We start from the raw sequence: 20,507 nt of genomic DNA, 5'->3' as shown, positions 1-20,507 counted from the left end.
CAAGCCTATGCGAACGTCCGCCAGCCAATCGTTCATACGCTGAACCTGGCCCATATGTGCCCATTGTCGGCAGTATGGGCTGGACCTGAGCGGTGCGAGCACCTTGATGGCCCGCCGCTCCTGATCGCCAAGACCAAGGGCGCGACCCCGTTCCGGTTGTCGCTCCACGCCGGCGACGTCGGGCATACGATCATTGTCGGTCCCACTGGGGCGGGCAAGTCGGTCCTGCTCTCGATGCTCGCTCTTCAATTCCGGCGCTATCCGAACGCGCAGCTGATCACGTTTGACAAGGGCCGATCGGCGCGGGCCACCACTCTAGCGTTGTCGGGGGCCTGGTATGAACTGGGCGCCAAGGGGGGCATCGCATTTCAGCCGCTCAAGGATGTCGCGGAGGAGGGAGCCAGGCTCTGGGCGCTCGACTGGCTCTGCGGTGTGCTCGCCCATGAGCGCGTGACCGTAACGCCTGAGGTCAAGGAGACGCTCTGGTCGGCGCTCAGGAGTCTCGGGTCCGCCCCCGTCTCGCAGCGAACGATGACCGGGCTCGTGGCACTGCTTGCCCGTGACGCGCTGCGGCAGGCGCTGCAGCCCTACACACTGGAAGGACCGTACGGCCGCTTCCTGGATGCAGACGCCGACCGTCTTTCCGGCGCGGATGTGCTCACCTTCGAAATGGAAGAGCTGATGGCGTTGCCTGGCCTGGTGGCGCCGGTTCTGACCTATCTCTTCCACACTCTTGAGAACCGCTTCGACGGTAGGCCCACGCTGCTGGTGCTGGATGAGGCCTGGGTGTTTCTGGACGACCCACTGTTCGCGAGCCGGATTCGCGAATGGCTAAAGACGCTGCGGAAGAAGAACGTGGCTGTCATTTTCGCGACCCAGTCACTCGCAGATATCGCCGACAGCCAGATTGCTCCTGCGATCATCGAATCCTGTCCAAGCAGAATATTCCTGCCGAACCCACGTGCGCTGGAGCCGACCCAGACCGAGACCTATCGGCGCTTTGGATTGAACGACACTCAGGTCCGCCTGATCGCGGAGGCGTTCCCCAAGCGCGACTATTATCTGCAGTCCCGCGCCGGAAACCGCCTGTTTGAGCTGGGCCTCGGACCGGTGGCCCTCGCGCTGGCCGCAGCATCCTCGCCTGAGGATCAACGGACCATCGATGCAGTCCTGTCCCGCTCCGGTCCCCATCACTTCGCCAAGCACTATCTCGCCGAACGAAACCTGCACTGGGCAGCAAACCTGATCAGCACCTTCGAACAAGCCCACGAAATCTGAGCTCAACCTCAATCCTTGGAGTCTTCCATGCTCGAAAGCATCGGCCGCACGTTCTTGGGTACAACCTCAAGAGTTATCATAACAACAATACTATCGTTTGTCATCGCCGTGAACGGGTCCCGACGGCTCGGGGCGTTCGATATCGTCTTCGATCCTACGAACTACAGCCAGAATCTTCTGACCGCTGCGCGTGCGCTTGAGCAGATCAACAATCAGGTCAGGAGCCTCGAAAACCAGGCTCAGTCTCTTCTCAACCAGGCCAAGCATTTGACGAGCCTTCCAACCAGCGTCGTCGGACAGCTCACATCGACGATCAATCAGATGAACAGCCTGATTGGTCAGGCGAAGAACATCTCGTTCGATGTCCAGAAGACCCAGCAGGATTTCGAGCGGCTATATCCCCGCCAATATGCAGCAGCCGTTTCGTCCGACAAGATGGTTCTGGACGCGACATCACGTTGGGACAATAGCTACGATGGGCTGAAGCAGTCGCTCACCATTCAATCTGCCATTGTCAGTAGCCTGGATCAGGACGGCCAGACGCTTCGAACCCTGATGGCCAATTCGTCGGCGGCGGTCGGCTCGCTGCAGGCCCAACAGTCCGGTAACGAACTGCTCGCCCTGCAGATCAAGCAGTCGTTACAGACCCAGGCGCTCATGGCAACGCAGGCGCGCGCGGACACCTTGCGTGCAGCCGAACAGCAGGCATCGTCCGCCGCCGCCCAGGAGCGATTTACTCGCTTCATCGGCGACGGCCATGCCTACACCAGCGGCAAGTAGGTGAGGGCGCCATGGCTGATCTCTCCGTCATTGACCGCTTTACCGAGACGTTCTCGCGCTACATCGACTCCGGGTTTGGTCTCCTCTCCGGCGACGTCTCATTCTTGAGTTCAACGTTGATCGGCATCGACCTGACGCTCGCCGGGCTTGCCTGGAGCATGCGCGCCGACGACCACGTCATGGTCACGCTTGCCAAGAAGGTGCTTTATGTCGGCGCTTTCGCGTTCATTATCGGTAACTTCAAGAGCCTTTCCGATATCGTCTTTGCATCCTTCTCCAGTATCGGTTTGAAGGCATCCGGCGGGAGCTTAAGCGCCGCCGACCTGGCGCGGCCAGGCTTTGTAGCGTCGGCCGGGTTTACGGCGGCTCATCCTCTTCTGGAGGAGACCGGCCAATTCTCGGGCTTTGACGTCCTGACCAACCTGCCGACGATCCTGATCCTGCTGTTTTGCTGGATCCTGATCGTGCTCGCGTTCTTTGTGCTCTCGATCCAGCTCTTCGTCACGCTGATCGAGTTCAAGCTGACGACGCTTGCGAGCTTCATCCTGGTGCCGTTCGCCCTGTGGGGAAAGACCGCATTCCTTGCGGAAAAGACGCTCGGCAACGTGGTCGCCTCGGGGGTGAAGGTGATGGTTCTTGCGATCATCATCGGCATCGGCTCGACCATCTTCGGTCAGCTCGCAAGCACGCTGACCCGGCCAGTCGAGATCGTCTCGGCCATGAGCTTGTTGCTTGCGGCCCTTTCGCTATTTGGCCTTGGCATCTTTGGCCCGGGAATCGCGGCGGGCCTGGTCTCAGGTGCCCCCCAGTTAGGCGCCGGTGCGGCCGCGGGAACGGTAGCGGGCGCGGCGGCTATCGCAATCGGCGGCGGAGCGGTGGCCGCTGGGGGCTTACGCGTTGCGGCGGGCGGTTCAATGACTGCGGTTCGCTCCGCAGCATCGCTCAGCGGCGCGTCCTCGGTGGCGGGCACGTCGGCCCGGGCCTCAACCATGGATCAGCTCTCCAGCGCGAGCACCGGCGGCGCAACGAGCGGAGCGTCTGCTTCAGGCGCGGGACGTGCGGCGGCGTCGTCAGCACGCGGTCACGCAAGGGAAGCCGCGCAAGTTGCCGCCCACACGCTGAAGGAAGGTGACAAGGGCGGGCATTCTTCGGGCCCGAAGCTGGGGGAGGAATAGGATATGGCAGGTCATCCCTTTCAGCGCGTGTCCGTTCGCTATGGCGAAACGCCCGAGCCGGTTACGCCCTATCAGAAGGCAGCCCAGGTCTGGGACGAGCGGTTGGGATCAGCCCGCGTGCAGGCGAGCAATTGGCGGTTGGCGGCCCTGGCGGCCATTGGCCTCTCCGTCGTGCTCGGACTGACGATCTTCACCCAGATTGCCCGCTCCGGTGTCGTCCCATACGTCGTCGAGGTCGATCGGCTCGGCGAAGTTCGAGCAGTCGGGCCGGCGCTTGAATCCTACCAGCCGTCAGATGCGCAGATCGCGCATTTTCTCGCGCGGTTCATCGAGAATGTCCGCTCGCTGTCGATCGATCCGGTCATCGTCCGGGCGAACTGGCTGCGTGCCTACGACTTCGTCACCGATCGCGGCGCACAGGCCTTGAACGACTACGCGCGTGAAGCCGATCCGTTCACAAAGATCGGCTCCAAGACCGTGACCGCCGAGGTCACATCCGTGGTGCGCGCGTCCGGCGACAGCTTCGAGATCCGTTGGAAAGAGAACACCTACGAGAACGGCGCAATCGCAAAGACCGAGCGCTTCACGGGTCTTGTCACCACCGTTCTCAAGCCGCCCGCAGATGCCGAAACGCTGCGGAAGAACCCTCTCGGCCTCTACGTCCATTCCCTCAACTGGTCGCGCGACCTCATTGGAGACGCCAAATGAATTCCAAAGCCCTCACCAAGTTCGCGTCGGCCAGCGTCCTTGCCTTGTCGCTTGGGCTTGCCGGATGCGCCACCAAGCTCAATCTCGAAGCGCCCTATGACGAGACGACATTTGAGAAGGCGCTTCCAGAGACCGATCCGCCAGCGCCGGTGCAAATCGTCGAAACGCCCAAGGTCCTGCCGTTGCCTGGCCAGTTGAAGCCCTATCCGACGAAGGGTGGCAAAGAGGAAAAGCTGCCGCCAGAGCAGGCGATCGCGAAGGCGAACAAGGCGGCGAGAATGGAGCCGACGCGTGCCGGCTATATCAATGCTATCCAAGTGTATCCGTGGACGGAGGGCGCGCTCTACAGGCTCTATGCCAGTCCAGAAAAGGTCTCGACCATCGCGCTTCAACCCGGCGAGGAACTGATTGATGTCTCCACCGGCGATACGGTTCGCTGGGTGGTTGGCGATACTTCGAGCGGGCAGGGCAACTCCCGGCGTGTGCACATCCTGGTCAAACCGACGCTGCCGGATATTCAAACCAACCTCGTGGTCCTGACTGACCGGCGGGCCTATCACCTCGAGCTCGTCTCGACCAAGCAGACCTACATGGCGTCGATCTCGTGGACGTATCCGACAGATACCCTCGTTGCGCTCCACAAGCAGAACGTTGTTGCTCAGGAAAGCGAGGAGCGGATCGCCGATCGCGGCGTGCGGCTCGACAGCCTGAATTTCCGCTATCGCATTGAAGGAGACGATCCGCCGTGGCGGCCGCTGCGCGCCTTTGACGACGGACGCAAGGTCTACATCCAGATGCCGTCCGGCCTGTCGCAAGGGGAGGCGCCGCCCTTGTTTGTCGCCGGAGCCGATGGGCGGCCGAACCTGGTCAACTACCGGGTCCGTGGCTCCTACTACATCGTCGACCGGATGTTCGGTGCCGCCGAGCTTCGTCTTGGCGAAGATCCGCAGCGTATCGTCCGGATCATTCGTATCGACGCGCGACCGGTATCGCAGGTCTTCAGCACCGGGAGCGCCTCATGACGACAGGATTGGACCAGGATCCGGAGCCGCTGGAACTGCGAGCACGGCCGCGGCCCGTGCGGCGCCTCAACAGGCGCGCTCTCATGATCGGCTGCGCCGTCGCAGCGCTGTTTGTTGGCGGAGCGGTACTCATTGCGCTCCGACCGTCCTCCTTCAAGCAGTCTGAACGAACAGAGCTTTACAACACCGACCGCAAGCAGACCGCCGAGGGCTTGAGCAAGCTGCCAAAGTCCTATGAGGAGTTGCCGCCATCGACGCCGCGGCTTGGACCGCCGTCGCCTGGGGACATTGGCCGGGCTTTTGCCGAAAACGAGAAGAAGGTCGGCGTGGCTTCGGACGGCGGCTTCCGGACTAACCCGGAGGAAGACGCCGAGCGGGCTGAGCGGATCCGGCAGACGCGGATTGCTCAACAGGCAAAGGAGTCGGGACTGTTCTTCCGCCTCTCGGAGAAACAGGAGAAGAGTAAGCAGGCAAGCACGACCGAAGCGCCGGCTGCTGTCCCATCCGCATTCCGGCCTTCAACGCCGGATACAGGGCCGTCCGCTGCGGAACTCGCAAAGACAGCACAGGCGATGGTCGACCGCTCCAGCGAAATCATTCCGTCATCGCAGGCGCGAAAGCTGGCCTTCGTGGGAGCGAAAGCTGACACGGAGACCATCAATCCTCATGCGCTTAAACCAGCACCATCCACCTATGCGGTGATGGCGGGGTCGATCATCCCGGCGAGCCTCGTCACGGGGCTGAATTCGGACTTGCCCGGCGCAACCATCGGTCAGGTCACCGAGAACGTCTACGACACCGTAACCGGCGAACATCTCTTGATCCCGCAGGGGACAAGGATCGTGGGCAAGTACGATAGTGTCGTCGCTTTTGGCCAGAAGCGGGCGCTGGTCATCTGGAGCCGGCTCATCCTGCCGAACGGCAATTCGATCGTGATCGAGAACCTTCCGGCCTCAGACGTTGCAGGTTATGCGGGGCTCGAGGATGAGGTCGACTTCCACACTTGGCAATTGCTCAAGGGCGTCGCCTTGGCGACCCTGATCGGGGTGGGGACACAACTTTCGATCGGAAACGACGAGAGCGATCTCGTCAAGGCGCTCCGAGAAAGCACGCAGCAAACGACCAATCGTGCGGGGCAGCGCCTGGTGGAGCGCGAGCTCGACGTGCAGCCGACCATCACGGTGCGGCCGGGTTGGCCGCTACGGGTGATTGTTTCGAAGGATCTCGTGCTAAGGCCCTATCAGGACATTCAGACGGTGGCCAAGGCGAGATAGTGCCGATGAAGCTTTCGAAACTGCCCGACCGTACCCCGGTCAAGCTCAGCACGACGCTGACGCCGAACCTTGCGGCGCGGCTTCGCGACTACGCCGAATTCTACGCAGAGACCTACGGCACACGGGAAGAAGTGGCCGATCTCGTACCGTTCATACTCGAGGCGTTTCTTGATGGCGACGCGGATTTCAAGCGAGCCAGCCGGGTAGGCGGCGTGAAGGATCCGACGATCACTACGCCCCGCCGTGTCAATAATCCGTCTACCCAGAAAGAGCTGGGAGAGAGCCCGAGCAAGAGCAAGGAACCATCCTATCGGCCAGCTACCAGGGAAGAAGCGAGCCAGAGATTCTCGCCATCTAGACCGGAGTAATCGGTTCGCTTGATATCTGGCTGATGGCATCCTTCACGAGAGTGATAGAACGCTCAAGTCGCTGCAAAAGCGTATTTAGGTCTGAAAGAGTTGCTTCCTCCATCCGAAGACTTTCGGAATTTACGGCTCGTCGGACTAGGACGTCGAGCGCTTCCAGGTCGGTCGGCGGATATGAGAGGGTGTTTGCAACATGTGACGATAGCAAATGCGAAATTACTGTTCCGTCCGGACCAATGCCTACGGTTAACGAAGCTCTCGTCAGCACCGCTTGCTCTACGATTTGGATAGGCACTTCGACCGCAGAAACGTAATTGCTGACTCCGATAGTGCGGTATCCAAATTGATAAGCGTCCCCCACCACTTCCGCGAACGGCTCTAGCCGTACTGTCTCAGGACCATCCATACGGGATACTGCCTCCGTAGCCTCTTTGTTGAGTATACTCAATTGAGGAGTATGCTCAACAAGAAGCATGCCGTCTTTCATGGACGGAATGCGAGACATTGTTGCAAAGAACCTTCGGCGGCTTCGGCATGAAAAAGGCTGGAGCCAGGAGGAACTCTCATTTCGAGCGAAGGTAGATCGAAGCTATATCAGCCAGTTGGAGACCAGCACCTACAGTGCTTCGGTTACGATGCTCGGCAAACTTGCCAAGGCGCTAGGCGTGGAGGCGAGCGACCTACTAAAACGATAATTTGAGCCGCGTGCCGGCACGGGTCGTGCAGCCGGCGGCGCAGAAGCGAGGTTCTCTACAGAACTGGCGTGCCGAAAAGTCTCCAACCTTTTCGGAGAATACTCCCGGTTGCGGAGACAATTATCAGAGATGACTTTGGTCATAACTGCTGCCGATGAAGGCGGCGTCGGGTACTGATAAGGTTTTGAGAGTTTGCTTATCAGTCTGAGGAAAGAGCTGCAGTGCCTTCCAGCTTAAGCCGGATGTTGCTTCTTCCCTGCTGCGCCGAGACTCCGCAAAATCCGCTGAAAACAAGGATTCCCCAAAACCCGATCTCGGTTTGCGACCACAGCTGTGTACGCTTCGGCCGTCAATGTCGGTCGAGGCGATTGGTACTTGGCCGCACGTGCGGCACCGAGCTCGCCGGACCCGGAGATTTGGCGGTTAGATATACCGATCGCGCGGTACAGTTGGAGGAACGACGGAGAAATGCTCGGAGGCTATACTCAGGCCCGCACCGCCCTCGAACAGATGCGCCATGAGCCTGCAAATGAAATCGGCGACATTCCTGCTGCCTAGCGTAGCTGCGATCTTCGCGTGAAGAACTTCGCTTCTCGGAATCAGCTTGCCCGCATAGGCAGCATAGCTCGTCCTCGCCGTCGCGCCGTTGAGAAGGTGCGCGAGCAGCTGGAACTCGCGCTTCTCGAACCGCTGGAACATTTGCAGCTGCCGGATCGGATTGTCCGGCGCGTACACGTCGTCCATGTCGATGCCGTGAAACAGCAGTCCGTCGGTGTACTCCAGAAACGGTATCGCGAGTTGCAGTTCGGAGCGCCAGTCTTGGTAAGAAAGACGCTCGAATCCCGGAAGTTCGGGGAAGCCGGGGTTGGACTCCAGGATGACTGTGAGGAGATAGCGCCAATTCAAAGAGAGACCACGATGTAGAGAGTGGATCTGGAGATCTAGCCCTAGGCTCCTCAAGGACGTGATTAGTGCTTCCAGATAGACGGAGTAGGCCTTCGGCGTCATCTCCGACGGAGTGATGGGGCCATGTTCGAGGAATTTGAGCCAGTTACTGCCGGCTCCTATCAGTTTCTCGCCCGCGAGAGACATGCACTGACGCATGGAATCCACGACGAGGTCCGGTCCCAGAACGTCCTTCGAGGCGAACCGCCACCATGGCAGCGCTTTTTCGACGTAGTTCGCGTCGGTCTCGACCGAGACGTCGAGGGGCGCTGAACAGGCGACCAGGGCGGCCATCTGGAATTGGTGCGGGCTGAGGCCCAGCTCATTGACGTGCCTCGTCGCCGCGACGGCGACCGCGAATGCCGACGCAAACGGACCGGCTTCGGCGTGCGCCCGGCGCGCGCTAAATCGGTCCAAATCTCCCAGGGCGCGCAACGCGAACAGCTCGGAGGCGATCGCGTGGACTTCGGCGATGTCCATCACGTTGAAGGATTTGTCCCGCGGAAACACTAAGGTCTTCTTGGAAAGGCGGGTGCGCCAATCGGTGACGAACCGAACCTCGCACCGGTCCGAAAGGTAAGCAAAGCCGCGTTCGAGTATCGGAATCAATTGCCCGAACGTCAGGTCGGCGTGCCTCCGGGAGGCGTCGCGCCCGAAGAAGATGCTGCGCATCAGCAGCACGTCCGTGAGGGAACGGATGGTGCGTAAGACGTAGTCCCGCACGCCGGGATGGATCGAAGAGTTCGCCGCGAACATGGCTTGCCACCCGGGAGAGGTGACGACTTTTTCGGGCGTCTGGTTCTTCGCAAGTCCGACGCCTAGCTCTTCCAGCTTGCGGAAGATCCAGCCGATGTCGCGGGAGATGACCTGATTCAGCCGCCAAAGCAGGGCGCCGGCCGGGGTCGAATACATGAGGGCATGATGCGAAGTCTCATGTAGTTCGAGAAGGTACGCCTTCCTTTCCGGGCCGTCGGCTTCCTGCCATAGAGAGCCCAGCTGCGACATCTGACCCTCGAGTCTTTGATGGATATCGCGCGATAGCCCTATGGCGTGACCGATCGAAGCGGCGAAGAAGGAAATGTCATAGACGCCGTCGCCGTCCGAGCACAGCAGGTCGTCACTTTTTCCCGACGAGGTCATCGCAGATCCGCTTCAATTCCTCGTCGCTCGCGTCGCCGCGGATTTCTACCGTCCGGCCCCTGTGCGTCAGGGTGACCGGCGGCTTTTCCGATTTCTTCAGGAACTCGCGCACGAACTTGAGGAAGGCCAACAGCGCGGAGAAGCCGGCCGCCAGCACCTTCAGCACGACGATGAGCGTTGCCGCATCAAAATTCTGCTTGGCCTCGAAAGTGGCGGCTCGAAAGTCGGGGAATTCGGCGGCGTCGAGGTCGGCAGAGAAGGCCGCTGAAGTGGCGGAATCCGAGAAGTTCAGTTGCAGATCGATATCGTCCATGACGGTTCTCCGCGTCGGATACGTTGTATGCAAAGACTACTTTGGCTAGTAATCGCAGGCAATGCTTCGTCGTTGGTCACATTTATGCGACAATATCGCGACAGCGCATCACCCTTCACGCCGAATTGCCAGGGCGCTGACTTCGTTGGGCAGGCGGTTGCCACAAGCCAGGTGCGAAGATTTCCCGTCAACAAATTTGGCCCATCGAGCTCCGATGAGACCCATGTGAAACCTTCGCCGGCTAGACGACCCGGATCGAGACCGACGGAGCACATGATGACAACCCGCCGACGCGCCGAATTCGCCGCCTTCGTTCTCGATCTTCTGGATTTCATCGAAGAGAAGATCGCCGAGGCCATCGCCGACGAGAGATCGCGGGCCGCTGCGGTCGGCGAAGCAGTGGGCGCGGTGCCCGTGCTTCGCGACCGGCTCCGCGAGAACGAGGTCGTGGAAGCGACCTTCATTCTCGTGCTCGGCAACGCCATCGAGGAGCGCTGGGCGAGCCGGTGGTGGGGCGACTTCGCCAGGATGGTCCGGCCGGTTCGAAGAGGCCGCCCGGGATTTGGTCGGGCGGCTGGAATTCTTCGCGGCCTCGTGGCGGGCGAAGGCGCCTCCTAGCCTGCCGGGCGCCGTCTCGGATAGCTTGGACGCCCACCCTGACGCCGGCGGACAGCACGATGGGCACCGAACCGAAGAAGGCGCCGAGGAAGGCGAAGCGCCGGCGCAAGCCGGCAGAGGAGATCGTCGACTACGTCGTCGAGATCGAGGGTTGGGATTTCAGCTACTGGCTGGCGCTCAACTCGGTTCGGAACGCGCTCGATCCTTATCATGAGCACCGGCACGTGAAAGTGAGGGGGCGGCTGCTGCGGCCGGTTGGCCTGCAGACCGATCGGGTCACGGCGTCGCTCTTCCCGTCGACAAACCTGCTGGAGGAGCGGCGGAAGGACCTCAAGCCGATTGCGGTCGGCTCGATCGAATCCTACCCGGACAGGTTAGATGCGCGCATGTCGATACCGGTGGACATGCTGCCGTCGGTCCTGCAGGTCCTCGCTGCCGGCCACCCGAAGTACCTGGTGATGAGAGGCTCGAAGCTCCGCTACCGTAGCGCCAGGCTCGTCAGCTACAGCCTCGCGACCAAGCTCGACGAGGACGACGAGGCGGAGACCGACGGTCCCTAGCGGCGTCAGACCCGGATCGAAAAACGCGTGAACTCGAAGACCGGCCAGTAGCGTTCTGCGAACCTTCGATCGAAACCGGAGTCGGGACAGTGATAGCGACGCCGTTATGAAATGGCAGCGGGGCCCGAAAACGAGTGCAGTCGCGAGACCGGTTGACAATGTACCCGCGCGATGGGCAGTGATAACGATGCCGGCATGAAATGACGGTGGGGCCCCTCGCGCGAGTGCCTCCGGCGAGCAAAACCGAATGACCCTTCGTCGGTCAGGCCTCCGCGAAACCGAGCGAAGTCATAACAGCATTTGAGGCTTTCAAGATCCGCTTATCGCGAGCCGCTTTGCCTATTGCGAAAATCCCCGCTTTTAGGGGCCTTTGATGCCGCCTTCCTATCACTCTTAGGCAGATCACTTTGCGGAAAACAGGATGCTGCCGTTCAAGAGTTGGGGCGAGAGGTGCAGCTTCTCATCAGCGACTGGCAGATCGAACGCGGGCACTTTCGTCGCGAACTTCAGGCTGGGAATTTTTTGCTTGAAATCGCCGCTTGTGGCTCCGCCTAGCATATCACCAGTGATTGGTTGAACCGCCGCTCCGACCCCCGCCACCGCGGCGACAAGGCTGCAATTGAGAGCGACCTGTGGATGAGCCACGAAGAGAGCCTCCACGGGAGTCGGCCGCAAGCTGAACTTGGCCTCCTGGCTCTGCAATTCGAACTCGATCGCCACACGATCCGCTTCGTTATGGATATCGACGGTCACGGCCTCAACGAGATCCTGGCTCGGGATCGTGGCCTTCGTACGGAAGGGCTCCTGCCACGGGAATACACAAACGACTACGCCAGCATTGTAGGGCTGGAACCCGACATTGCCGTTGATATCGGCTGCGCCGCCGACCCCGAGTTTCGCTGAAACACGCTCCAGCCCGGAATCGACCGTGATATCAGATAGGTTGACGTTGAGTGTACCTGTCGCGTGCGCATCGCCGTGAACTTCGCCGATCGGACCAATCAGTTGAAGTCGCTTGACGGCCTCCTTGCCCGTTTCGCACGCAGCCTTCAAAGACGCGTATATCGCGTTCTGTCCCGATTTTTCTGCTTCGCACTGCGCTTTCAACCGCCCCGCATCGGCTTGGCAGGCTACGAACTGTGTCTGGTAAAGCGTATTCTGACCGGCTTTTGCGCTCTCGCAGGCTGCTTTATTTGTAGCATATATGCCGTTTTGTGTTGCCTTGGCGCCTTCACACACCGGATCATTGATGCACTTCCGGCAGAAACGTCCCGGGCTACTCCATGTTGGGCAAGGAACATCGGCGCATCTGCCGCACTCACGCTCATCGTGCGGCTGGGCGCATTCTCGCGTGTCCGTGCTCAGCGTACACTGGCGCAAGGCGCATTCTCTCGCATCCTGTTGCAGCGGACACGAGATGCTTTCGTAGTTGAAAGGCTGAATTGGGCCTGACTTGAACGTCGTCGAAACGTCGTTGACTTGGTAAGCGACAGAAACCGCTGCATTGTTTGTTTCTCTGGCCAGTACGGATGCGACGAAAAGCCTCGAAGTTGCGGCCCACGGGCGACTGCTTGCCGGCAGGCCCGGGAAGGCAGCGTCTAGCGCCGCATGGAATTTGGTGCCGAAGGCTGCGAATTTCTGGTCGAGCACTTGGTCATCGACATTCTGTGGGGCTTCGGGCAAGGCGCCCGGACCTGGCTCCGTTTTTGGCGCCATGCGGGCAAGGACCGTGAGGCCCGTTTCATCGATCAACGGCACAGCGCCCGCGAAGGTGTAATCTATGGCAATGGGCTTGGCGTCCGCGCGAACGACGCCAGGGATCGCCTTCAGCTGCCCGGCGATGTCGACTGGCGCGATCGGGCTGATCTCGATGGGGATGGGCTTGACGGCAGTCTGGGCGGCGGCGTTGAGCGCCTTTAGCAGAGACGAAAGACCCGCATTCACTACACCCGCTAAGCCGGCATTTATAATTTGGTTGCCGGCATCGACGTTCGTGACGCGAAGCGTGGAAAACGCAGGCAGGATAGACAAGCTCGTCCCGATGACCGCGAGTGACACGGTGCCATCGGCGGTGCCGCTTACGCTGACCGCACTGATCGGAACCTCAAATGCCAGATGCACATCAATGCCTTGTTGGCGAAACGTCAAGACGGGTGCCTGCAGTTTCAACCCGTTTACGCCGAGGCTGACCTTCGAAATTTCCTTTTCGACGTGCTTCGAAATGGAATCCTTATCCACGAAGACCGCCACACTCGGAGCACCCAACGACGCAAGCCCTTGCTCGGCGCCTGCGATCCCGCGCCACCGCTGTTGCTTTGTATCGAGTGGGTTCCAGTTTGCTGCAATCGAACCTAAGAGCGACTTGACGTCCAGCGCTTGGGCGACAACGAGGCGCCGTTGGCCCTGATCCGATGGCTCCGCGGCCGATGCTTGAAACGCCAAGCCTACGCTGCACGCAACGGCGATTAATATCTTGCGCATCGTCTGCCCCAATGCGGGAATGACTAAAACGGTTGCAAAAATTAGCTACTATCCAATGGTGCAAAACGACTATATCACACTTGTGACGCTAGTCGCGCTCGGATAGCGAAATGCACAATTTGTTTTTGGTCTGCTGGCATGATGCGATTTCCACTAGCCGGCGCCCCAAAGGTGGCGCATCTCGGTTGGCTTAGGAGACGAATGAATGCTGCCTCTTGCGAAACTCTGGACCTGGATCGGACAGTTATTCGTGCCGATTGCTTTCACGTGGGCCTATTTCGTGCGCAACGGGGCGGACGAAGGTGTTCTAATCTCACGGGGATATCTTGGATTGCTCGCTAGTCTCGCAGCGGGATCGGCCTTGACTTGGACACTCGGGTCATATCTCAGGCTGGCAAAACAAAGCGATATCGGGCCCATTTTACCGCCGAACACGATGTTCGAGGATCCCGCCAATCGGAATACGCTCATTTCGTGGGGTACCCTTAGCGTATTCGCCGCCGTCTGCTTGGCAGCTCTCATATTCTTTGGCGTTCGTTATTCCGATAGCCGCGTCCATCAATGGGATGATCCAACGCCGCTCGACCAATCGTTCGTTGGAAGCCGCATAAAGGCCCACGAGCGCGGATGCTCCGCACCCCCGTGCTTTGCAATGTCCGTCCGGAAGGATGCGAAGGGCAACGTGTTACCGGGCGCTATCTTCGAATATATTCCCTACATAACGGATGGCGGCATTGCCGCGCTCGCAGCCGTGCAACTCTGCGGCCTGATCTTCCTCGGTGTCATGGCATCACGAAACCGCCCGCCTCCGAGGAACTGGGATCTCTAGGACTGATTTCGATCACCAATGCCAAGGTCGTGTCGTTTGGCGAGCAGGGTCGTTTGTTCTATTTTCGTCCGAATGTTATGCACGGAGTAAGCGCTTCGACGGTCCTGTCGAACCCCTTCCATGTTCGGCTGCTGCGCCGCCCTTCAGGCCAGCCACCCAAACTCGCGGGGCATTAGGAAAGCGAAGATGCGCTATCCTCCTTCACGCCGCGGGCGACGATCTGGAGCGCGCTATCTGGAAGCGGCCGCTGCAGCTTCAGGGCTTCCTCGGCCGGAGCGGTCATCCAGGTCTCGACCTCGGTCGGTGTGGTCAGGATCACCGGCATCGCCTTGGGATGGATGGCGCCTACCTCGGCGTTCGGCTCCGTCGTAAGAAACGCGTAGAGGTCGTTGGTCGTCTCGCCTTCCTTGACCTTCCGGACCGACGTCCAATTGGTCCAGATGCCGGCGAAGCAGAGGAGCGGCCGGGTTTCGTCGAGCGCGAACCAGATGTCGCCGCCTTCGGCCTTGTTGAACTCGCTGAACGAGTTGAACGGCACTAGGCAGCGGTGCTCCGGACCCAGCCAGCGCGTCCAATGCTTGGACTTCACGTTCCGGATGTTGGTCGTCCCGGAGTCCGGTTCCATCCGGAGCAATTCCTTGAAATCGACGGTCTTGCCCTTGGCGTCCAGCTTCGCGGCGCGCTTCTTGGTCGCCCCCATGAGCGCGTGCGCCGACGAGGGCATGCCCCAACGGGCGGTCGCGAGTTCGCGGCCGTCGGGTCCGGTCCGAACGATCGGCGCTTTGTAGTCGGGAAAGACGCCCGGCATCGGCGCCAAGTTGCCGACGTAGCGGTTGACTACGCGGAACAGCGCGCTGATAGCGGCCTGGTTGGTGGTGATGCTGTAGAGGTTGCACATCGTGCTTGCCCCTACCTCGCATTCGTCTCCGTCCACTCTCTTGCCAGTTTTTGTGCTTCGGCAATCTGAGCGGGCGTCATTTTCTGGGCGATATTATCTCGTTCCTCGGCAGCCCATCGATCATCGGTTAGGGCAGCCAAGTTGAACCACATGTGTGCCGATACCAAATCCCTCATTTCGACGTACAGTTTACCCAGCGGCCCGCGTGCGCGAGAGAAGCCCGAACCGATGGCAGACAGATACCATTTTGCCGCCTCTTGGTAGTCCTGTGGAACGCCTTTTCCATCTTGGTACAATCTGGCCAGTTGATACTGAGCGGCCTGATCGCCGGCTTTAGCAGCCAACCGCAAATATTGTGCTGACGCCGGGTAGTCTTCCGTCAGATGTTTGCCTTCGCGTGCATCTCCGCAGTACAGGCCATCGAATGATATGGGATCTCCCGGACGGCTGCGCGTCCAATAGGGGTCGCACTTGTTGAAGAATTGGTATTCCATCCCAATCATGAATTGAGCCTTCACCGCATCGACCTTATTCGCGTGACTGTTTTCCAGGTATTTTCTCAGCCACCGCGCAGATTCGATTTCATCTGTACGATCTTCAAGAGATCCGTCTCCTTGATATAAAATCAGACCTAGCGCGAACTGGGCTGGCGCGTAATCGCGATCCGCGGCTCTACGCAACCAGTCGACGGCCGACTGGAAATTTGTCTGGACCCGGCTTCCATCGGACATGGACTCATCTCCTTTGGGTAAGATCTGATATCCACCAGGCGTATTCGGCGCGTAACGGCTACCCAACTCAAACTGAGCCTCCGGGTCGCCCTTTTTCGCTCGATCCACCAGATCGTCGATTTGTGATTTTGCACTGGTTTGCGAAACCGTGAGCAGGACACTCATCACTAAGAGCAGGCAGCGCGCGAACATTTTGCTCTCTCCTTCAGGTCTCCGGAGCGGCCTGGCGAGGGCGCTGCACCAACTGTAGCAGCGTCGCCGGCGGCCGGCGATTGGCCTTGGCGCACTTGCTGCAGCGGAGCCGGCTCGCGAGGTCGTGGACGAACGTAGTCGAGGGATGGCGCAGCGAGGCGAGGTCGACGTCCCGCTTGGTCCTGCAGCGGGAGCACTCGATCTCGAGCCACGGGTATCCCCCGTTCACGGCCTGATCGATCGTCGGCGACGGATCGATCGGCTCCCCGTCCGCCCACATGCGCTCGTTCCAGCTTTCGCAAAGAAGCCGGTCGGCCGTCCGGATCAGCGCCTCGCCCTTGGTCCGGGCTTCGGCTGCCTGAGCGGCAAGGATCGTGGTCATGGCGCGCGCATGGCCGAGCTCCTTGGCCAATGCCTTGCGGTCGCCGCCACTGAGGGGGGCGGGTGGTGCTTCGGGGCCATGGCCGGTCCCGCCGGCTACGGTGTGTCGTACGACGGCCAGCAGCCGTCTTCCTCATGGCGCCCGGTCCGGTTGGAGCACGTGTTGTCCAGCAGGCGCTGGCCGACGTCCTTCCAGACCGCGTCCGAACCGTAGAGCCGGACGGCATCCACCCTCTGAATCTCGACGGTTCGGGCGCAGCGCCTGCAGGACACCCTCAGTAAATGCTGGGGAATTTGGCTTAGCTGCAGCAGGCGTGCGGATGAGCCCGGGCCCGGGCGGCCCACGTCGGCGCGGGCGTCCTCCAGGAGTGCCTGCCAGTATTCCGACGGCAAGTCGCCATCGGGTGCCAGTCCAGGTGACGGAAGCGCGCTCGTGCGGACGGCGGATGCCATCTTCTCCACTTGGTCTCGGGTCGGCATGCGCCAGCTCGCGGGTCGGTCGGCCATGCCACAATAGAACATATCATGAACATTGGAGTCGAGTCGCGAACCTGGGTTCGGACGAAAATCAGCCATCACCTCGAACGTAGTTTGGAGAATTGGGTGCTGGCAGACCGAACCGGGAACATTTATATCGGAGCGGCAGCGCGTCCAATATTTCGCCTAGCGCTCTGCAAGCCAGAAGGCGCCCTAACATCATGTTGATGCTGCACATTTCCGACATCCACTTCAAACACGGAGAGATCGGGTTCGATGATGACCCAAACCGCGGGTTGCGGGATGATCTGATTCACGATGTGAGGCACATGAGAGCCCGGCTGTGTTCACCGGATATAATCCTGCTGTCGGGCGACATCGCCTATCATGGCCGGAAGGACGAGTACGATTTCGCATATTCGTGGCTGGTGAACGATCTCTGCCCTGCTGCGGGGTGCGCGATCGAGGACGTGCTGTCCATCCCCGGGAACCACGACGTCGATCTGAAGGCCGAAGACAATCCGGCTTTCGAGGCGGCCAGGCGCGATCTGCGCGCAACGAAGGCGGCGGACGTTGATCGCAAGCTCGTCAAATGGCTGCACGACCCTCACTCATCCCAGATCCTTTTCGGCCCGCTTGAGAACTACAATAGGCACTTCGCGGCGAAACTGCTCTGCCCGATCGGGCCCTACAACATCAAGGGCAAGGACGGAAAGGTCGTCGAGAACGTGTCGAAGCCGTATGTGCGGCGCGACGTCGACCTCAACGATGGCTGGAAACTGCGAATCTGGGGCTTCAATTCGGTCTTAGTCTCCGACCTCACCGACGACGAGAACGTGAACAAGATGCTGGTCGACCCGGCCGCCGCCCAGATCGAGCGTGACGACGGAGTCGCCCACCTCGTGATGTGCCACCACCCGTTCAACTGGATCAAAAACAAAGCGCCCTTCCAGGAGCGCATGGAAGGCGTCGTCCAGGTGCAGTTGTTCGGTCACGAACATACGGAGCGGGTGGAAGAGCATAAGTATTTCGTCCGCGTCCGGGCCGGTGCGCTGCAGCCCGACCGGGACGCGCCCAACTGGAGACCTGGCTATAACTGGATCGAAGCGTCCGTCGTGGAGATCGAGGGGCGTGAAAAACTGCGCGTCAAGGTTTGGGCGCGTGCCCACGAGGTGGACCATTTTACTCCGGTATTCGATCGCAACCATAACGAGGCGCACGATAACCCTCTCGATCTTCCGGCGTGGCAACGTCAGCGGCAACCCGCTAGGGTGGAACGGAGAGAGGATAAAATGGCGGAAGCTTCTCCCCAGGCCATGGAGCTACCGATGATGGTCGAGCCCGAAAAGCCCGTCACCGTCAGAAGCGTCGCGACCAAGATCTTCCGGCTCAGAGAGCCCGAGCAGCGACGTCTCATCGCTCAAATGAAGCTCGACGCGACTGGCGACAACGAACTTAAGGACTACGAGGTCGCGATCGCCGCCGTGCAGCGGGCGGAGGAGCGCGGCCAACTCGGTGAATTGGATCGCGAAATCGATGCGATATTGGCGGACGGGGGACGATAATGGCGCAATTCAATTTCATCGAGGCGTACAAAGAGCTTCAACCGACGGCGGACCGCGGCGTCGTCGAGTGGAGAAACGCCTCCTTCGCCGAGATCGTCAAGAACATCAACTGGGAGCAGATCGTCGATCTGAGCAGACTGGCCTTCAATCTGCCGTATGACGCCAAGGTCTACGAAGACTGGTTCCAAAAACCTTTACACGACACCGACGCGCACTTCTTCGTCGCGCAGGACGCTGCGGAGGCCGGCAGGGTCGCGACGCTGATCCTTCGGCATTTCGCGTCGCAGGGAAACGAAACGGCCTGCACGACCGCGCTTATCGCGCTTGCGGCGTCCTTCGCGGGAAAGCGATCGGCCCTCGACAACGGCGAGCTCGTGAACCAATCGCGGGACGTCGTTACCGCCGCGGCGAAGAAGGGTGCGATGACGGCACCGTCCGGCAAGGTGGCTCTCGGCAAGGCGGGAGATCTGTCGAAACTCAAGACCGAGATGACGAACGGGTTCGACGCGGCCCGCGCGGCGCCGTTCATCGAAGCTGCCGTGCAGGATCTGCGCGACAGTTCGGCTGCCGCAGTCAAGTCGTTGAGCGACGCCTACCTCGCGCTGAGGCATGACAACCTCCGTCTCGCCGAGGAAGTCGACATGCTTTGGTGGCATGTGGGCGACTGGAGCAACGTCTTGGACGTTCCGAGGTCGGGCATATCGAAAAAGAGCGTCGGCTTGGTCTCGGGCGTGGATCTCGGAGCTATGGTTAGATTTTCGCCCGGACCGTACGGCGCCTACGGAATCCTCAAGCAATCGCTCGGCAAGGATCACGATAAGGCCACGTCGTTGACAGATGCCGTCGCGGGGCTGGACGGCGCGCAGCTCGCGCGGCTGACTTTCGACAAGGCTCCCGACGTGTTTCCGGTTCTGACCGCGCTGCGGCTCGCTGCCACCGGCGGCGATTGGGCCGAGCGGTTTGCCAAAATTGTGCCCTCCGCAGCGAGCGAAAAGCTTACCCATTTCGAATTGGCGACGCAGGCCTATCGGGAGCGGGTTGCCCTGACGAACGTAGGAATGGCGGAATGAACGCCACGCCGGTGTTGTGCCAGCGGCCCGGCTGCAAGGTCGCCGAGACCGGGAAGTGCGATCTCCAGCACGACCCAGTCGAGCTGTGCCCCAACTACGGCAAGCCCCGGAACGCCGAAACGCCGTCCGAGACCCAAGTGCCCGCGCCCCGCACCGTGGCAGCCGCCCGCATCGCGTCGGGCGACGCGATGGTGTGGGAGGACCTCGAAGCCTTCTCGCGAGGGCACCGGATTCAGACGGTCAGCGTCATCGGTGAGCCCAAAAGCGGAAAGACCACGCTGATCGCGGCAATCTATGCGTCGCTCTGCAAGGGGCCGGTCGGCGATCGCGAGTTCGTCGGAAGCCGGACGCTGGTGGGATTCGCGAAACGTCACCACCTCGCCCTGCTGAACTCGGAGCGCAGTACGCCGAAGACGCCGCGCACCAGCCGCGACGACCCGACCTCGTTCTACCATCTCGCTCTACGACCGAAAAGCGGTGGACTAGTTTCCCATCTCGTCATTTCCGACAGATCGGGGGAAGCCTACCAGGCGGCGAGGCAGGACACTTCGCTGGTGGGTAAATTGACCGAGTTGAAGTTGGCCGATCGGGCCTGCTTCGTGCTCGACGCGGCGAAACTCACCAACCCGGAGCGACATGCGACTTACAGCCGCCAGTTCAAGCAGATGATCTCGGCGCTGAACGACAACGGCGCGTTCCGGGACGGTGCGGCGATCGAGGTCATCGCGACCAAGATCGACACGACTAATCGACCGGAGCGTGCGGAGCAAAGCGCGGCGATCCTCGACGACTACGAGCGCCAGATCACCGAGGAAATGAAAGCCTCCGGACATGCGTTCGGATTCCATCGCGTCTGTGCGTTGCCGAAGTCTCATCTGGAGACCGGTTATCTGGGTTTGGGCGAGACCCTGAAACGGTGGACCACGCCGCAGCCGCTACCGAGCGTTGTGCAGCCGGCGGTGCACGATGCGGTCAGGCAGATCGACCGCCTGCTTGCGAAATGGTGACGC

General features: G+C 60.6%; 21 protein-coding genes and 1 pseudogene. 14 read left to right on the top strand and 8 right to left on the bottom strand.

The features are described 5' to 3' along the window. The 7 genes and pseudogenes from IVB29_RS26775 to IVB29_RS26745 all read left to right on the top strand — a co-directional run. Window positions 1-1,278, top strand: a pseudogene (locus IVB29_RS26775) (conjugal transfer protein TrbE); the annotation flags it as partial. A 27-nt stretch (window positions 1,279-1,305) separates the two neighbouring features. Further along, window positions 1,306-2,058 (top strand): P-type conjugative transfer protein TrbJ, encoded by a 753-nt coding sequence (trbJ, locus tag IVB29_RS26770; RefSeq protein ID WP_247506405.1) that lies wholly within the window; start codon window positions 1,306-1,308, stop codon window positions 2,056-2,058. Between the two features lie 11 nt (window positions 2,059-2,069). After that, window positions 2,070-3,233: a P-type conjugative transfer protein TrbL gene (gene trbL / locus IVB29_RS26765; protein ID WP_247506404.1), complete on the top strand. Its 1,164-nt coding sequence runs from the start codon at window positions 2,070-2,072 to the stop codon at window positions 3,231-3,233. Window positions 3,234-3,236: 3 nt separating this feature from the next. Then, the gene (trbF, locus tag IVB29_RS26760; RefSeq protein ID WP_247506403.1) at window positions 3,237-3,941 is read left to right on the top strand and encodes a conjugal transfer protein TrbF; all 705 of its coding nucleotides are present in this window, start codon (window positions 3,237-3,239) and stop codon (window positions 3,939-3,941) included. Then, window positions 3,938-4,963 carry a P-type conjugative transfer protein TrbG gene (gene trbG, locus IVB29_RS26755; RefSeq protein WP_247506401.1) on the top strand — a complete coding sequence of 342 codons (1,026 nt, stop codon included), beginning with the start codon at window positions 3,938-3,940 and terminating at the stop codon, window positions 4,961-4,963. Before trbF ends, trbG begins: the two co-directional genes overlap by 4 nt. Then, window positions 4,960-6,237: a TrbI/VirB10 family protein gene (locus IVB29_RS26750; protein WP_247506400.1), complete on the top strand. Its 1,278-nt coding sequence runs from the start codon at window positions 4,960-4,962 to the stop codon at window positions 6,235-6,237. The genes trbG and IVB29_RS26750 overlap by 4 nt, the downstream gene beginning before the upstream one ends. Window positions 6,238-6,242: 5 nt before the next feature. Then, window positions 6,243-6,605, top strand: coding sequence for a DUF2274 domain-containing protein (locus IVB29_RS26745; RefSeq protein ID WP_247506399.1), 363 nt, complete (start codon window positions 6,243-6,245; stop codon window positions 6,603-6,605). On the opposite strand, the gene IVB29_RS26740 is transcribed toward IVB29_RS26745, so the two are convergent. After that, window positions 6,592-7,089, bottom strand: coding sequence for a hypothetical protein (locus IVB29_RS26740; protein WP_247506398.1), 498 nt, complete (start codon window positions 7,087-7,089; stop codon window positions 6,592-6,594). The two genes, IVB29_RS26745 and IVB29_RS26740, sit on opposite strands and share 14 nt — an antisense overlap. Between IVB29_RS26740 and IVB29_RS26735 the strand changes: the two genes are divergently transcribed. After that, window positions 7,076-7,297 (top strand): helix-turn-helix transcriptional regulator, encoded by a 222-nt coding sequence (locus tag IVB29_RS26735; RefSeq protein ID WP_346731304.1) that lies wholly within the window; start codon window positions 7,076-7,078, stop codon window positions 7,295-7,297. The two genes, IVB29_RS26740 and IVB29_RS26735, sit on opposite strands and share 14 nt — an antisense overlap. 423 nt (window positions 7,298-7,720) lie before the next feature. Here IVB29_RS26735 and IVB29_RS26730 read toward each other — a convergent pair whose 3' ends face one another. After that, window positions 7,721-9,382: a hypothetical protein gene (locus IVB29_RS26730; protein ID WP_247506396.1), complete on the bottom strand. Its 1,662-nt coding sequence runs from the start codon at window positions 9,380-9,382 to the stop codon at window positions 7,721-7,723. Further along, window positions 9,360-9,695 (bottom strand): hypothetical protein, encoded by a 336-nt coding sequence (locus IVB29_RS26725; protein ID WP_247506395.1) that lies wholly within the window; start codon window positions 9,693-9,695, stop codon window positions 9,360-9,362. The genes IVB29_RS26730 and IVB29_RS26725 overlap by 23 nt, the downstream gene beginning before the upstream one ends. Window positions 9,696-9,968: 273 nt before the next feature. Here IVB29_RS26725 and IVB29_RS26720 point away from each other — a divergent pair, with 273 nt between their 5' ends. Both IVB29_RS26720 and IVB29_RS26715 read left to right on the top strand, forming a co-directional pair. Then, complete coding sequence (locus IVB29_RS26720) at window positions 9,969-10,313, top strand: hypothetical protein (protein WP_247506394.1); 345 nt, start codon at window positions 9,969-9,971, stop codon at window positions 10,311-10,313. Between the two features lie 59 nt (window positions 10,314-10,372). Next, a complete protein-coding gene (locus IVB29_RS26715; RefSeq protein WP_247506393.1) occupies window positions 10,373-10,873 on the top strand; it encodes a hypothetical protein in 501 nt (166 codons plus the stop codon). Window positions 10,874-11,275: 402 nt separating this feature from the next. Here the strand turns inward: IVB29_RS26715 and IVB29_RS26710 are convergent, their stop codons facing one another. Further along, window positions 11,276-13,354: a hypothetical protein gene (locus IVB29_RS26710; protein ID WP_247506392.1), complete on the bottom strand. Its 2,079-nt coding sequence runs from the start codon at window positions 13,352-13,354 to the stop codon at window positions 11,276-11,278. 205 nt (window positions 13,355-13,559) lie between these two features. On the opposite strand from IVB29_RS26710, the gene IVB29_RS26705 reads away from it, so the two are divergent. Then, entirely contained in the window at window positions 13,560-14,183 is a 624-nt protein-coding gene (locus tag IVB29_RS26705) for a hypothetical protein (protein ID WP_247506391.1), read from the top strand. A gap of 172 nt (window positions 14,184-14,355) precedes the next feature. On the opposite strand, the gene IVB29_RS26700 is transcribed toward IVB29_RS26705, so the two are convergent. The 4 genes from IVB29_RS26700 to IVB29_RS26685 all read right to left on the bottom strand — a co-directional run bounded on the left by IVB29_RS26700 (window position 14,356) and on the right by IVB29_RS26685 (window position 16,892). Further along, a complete protein-coding gene (locus IVB29_RS26700; RefSeq protein ID WP_247506390.1) occupies window positions 14,356-15,081 on the bottom strand; it encodes an SOS response-associated peptidase family protein in 726 nt (241 codons plus the stop codon). An 11-nt stretch (window positions 15,082-15,092) separates the two neighbouring features. After that, window positions 15,093-16,004: a tetratricopeptide repeat protein gene (locus tag IVB29_RS26695; RefSeq protein WP_247506389.1), complete on the bottom strand. Its 912-nt coding sequence runs from the start codon at window positions 16,002-16,004 to the stop codon at window positions 15,093-15,095. 13 nt (window positions 16,005-16,017) lie between these two features. Further along, a complete protein-coding gene (locus IVB29_RS26690; protein WP_247506388.1) occupies window positions 16,018-16,416 on the bottom strand; it encodes a hypothetical protein in 399 nt (132 codons plus the stop codon). A gap of 65 nt (window positions 16,417-16,481) precedes the next feature. Beyond that, window positions 16,482-16,892: a hypothetical protein gene (locus IVB29_RS26685; protein ID WP_247506988.1), complete on the bottom strand. Its 411-nt coding sequence runs from the start codon at window positions 16,890-16,892 to the stop codon at window positions 16,482-16,484. Between the two features lie 191 nt (window positions 16,893-17,083). On the opposite strand from IVB29_RS26685, the gene IVB29_RS26680 reads away from it, so the two are divergent. From IVB29_RS26680 to IVB29_RS26670, 3 genes are read left to right on the top strand one after another with little or no spacing between them, the layout of a single operon-like run. Beyond that, window positions 17,084-18,427, top strand: a complete 1,344-nt coding sequence (locus IVB29_RS26680; protein WP_247506387.1) for a metallophosphoesterase — start codon at window positions 17,084-17,086, stop codon at window positions 18,425-18,427. After that, entirely contained in the window at window positions 18,427-19,497 is a 1,071-nt protein-coding gene (locus IVB29_RS26675) for a GTPase-associated system all-helical protein GASH (RefSeq protein ID WP_247506386.1), read from the top strand. The genes IVB29_RS26680 and IVB29_RS26675 overlap by 1 nt, the downstream gene beginning before the upstream one ends. Next, complete coding sequence (locus tag IVB29_RS26670; protein ID WP_247506385.1) at window positions 19,494-20,504, top strand: hypothetical protein; 1,011 nt, start codon at window positions 19,494-19,496, stop codon at window positions 20,502-20,504. Before IVB29_RS26675 ends, IVB29_RS26670 begins: the two co-directional genes overlap by 4 nt. The last annotated feature ends 3 nt before the right edge of the window (window positions 20,505-20,507 follow it).

It is taken from the genome of Bradyrhizobium sp. 1, from assembly GCF_023073315.1.
Taxonomy (GTDB): domain Bacteria; phylum Pseudomonadota; class Alphaproteobacteria; order Rhizobiales; family Xanthobacteraceae; genus Bradyrhizobium.
The sequence above is the reverse complement of the archived record's forward strand: the minus strand, read 5'-3'. Positions and strand labels throughout refer to the sequence as shown.

Bases quoted from the DNA above. Each gene is read 5' to 3' on its own strand.
- trbJ (WP_247506405.1), top strand. From the start codon at position 1,306: ATGCTCGAAAGCATCGGCCGCACGTTCTTGGGTACAACCTCAAGAGTT.
- trbL (WP_247506404.1), top strand. From the start codon at position 2,070: ATGGCTGATCTCTCCGTCATTGACCGCTTTACCGAGACGTTCTCGCGC.
- trbF (WP_247506403.1), top strand. From the start codon at position 3,237: ATGGCAGGTCATCCCTTTCAGCGCGTGTCCGTTCGCTATGGCGAAACG.
- trbG (WP_247506401.1), top strand. From the start codon at position 3,938: ATGAATTCCAAAGCCCTCACCAAGTTCGCGTCGGCCAGCGTCCTTGCC.
- IVB29_RS26750 (WP_247506400.1), top strand. From the start codon at position 4,960: ATGACGACAGGATTGGACCAGGATCCGGAGCCGCTGGAACTGCGAGCA.
- IVB29_RS26745 (WP_247506399.1), top strand. From the start codon at position 6,243: ATGAAGCTTTCGAAACTGCCCGACCGTACCCCGGTCAAGCTCAGCACG.
- IVB29_RS26735 (WP_346731304.1), top strand. From the start codon at position 7,076: ATGCCGTCTTTCATGGACGGAATGCGAGACATTGTTGCAAAGAACCTT.
- IVB29_RS26740 (WP_247506398.1), bottom strand. From the start codon at position 7,089: ATGAAAGACGGCATGCTTCTTGTTGAGCATACTCCTCAATTGAGTATA.
- IVB29_RS26730 (WP_247506396.1), bottom strand. From the start codon at position 9,382: ATGACCTCGTCGGGAAAAAGTGACGACCTGCTGTGCTCGGACGGCGAC.
- IVB29_RS26725 (WP_247506395.1), bottom strand. From the start codon at position 9,695: ATGGACGATATCGATCTGCAACTGAACTTCTCGGATTCCGCCACTTCA.
- IVB29_RS26720 (WP_247506394.1), top strand. From the start codon at position 9,969: ATGATGACAACCCGCCGACGCGCCGAATTCGCCGCCTTCGTTCTCGAT.
- IVB29_RS26715 (WP_247506393.1), top strand. From the start codon at position 10,373: ATGGGCACCGAACCGAAGAAGGCGCCGAGGAAGGCGAAGCGCCGGCGC.
- IVB29_RS26710 (WP_247506392.1), bottom strand. From the start codon at position 13,354: ATGCGCAAGATATTAATCGCCGTTGCGTGCAGCGTAGGCTTGGCGTTT.
- IVB29_RS26705 (WP_247506391.1), top strand. From the start codon at position 13,560: ATGCTGCCTCTTGCGAAACTCTGGACCTGGATCGGACAGTTATTCGTG.
- IVB29_RS26700 (WP_247506390.1), bottom strand. From the start codon at position 15,081: ATGTGCAACCTCTACAGCATCACCACCAACCAGGCCGCTATCAGCGCG.
- IVB29_RS26695 (WP_247506389.1), bottom strand. From the start codon at position 16,004: ATGTTCGCGCGCTGCCTGCTCTTAGTGATGAGTGTCCTGCTCACGGTT.
- IVB29_RS26685 (WP_247506988.1), bottom strand. From the start codon at position 16,892: ATGGCCGACCGACCCGCGAGCTGGCGCATGCCGACCCGAGACCAAGTG.
- IVB29_RS26680 (WP_247506387.1), top strand. From the start codon at position 17,084: ATGTTGATGCTGCACATTTCCGACATCCACTTCAAACACGGAGAGATC.
- IVB29_RS26675 (WP_247506386.1), top strand. From the start codon at position 18,427: ATGGCGCAATTCAATTTCATCGAGGCGTACAAAGAGCTTCAACCGACG.
- IVB29_RS26670 (WP_247506385.1), top strand. From the start codon at position 19,494: ATGAACGCCACGCCGGTGTTGTGCCAGCGGCCCGGCTGCAAGGTCGCC.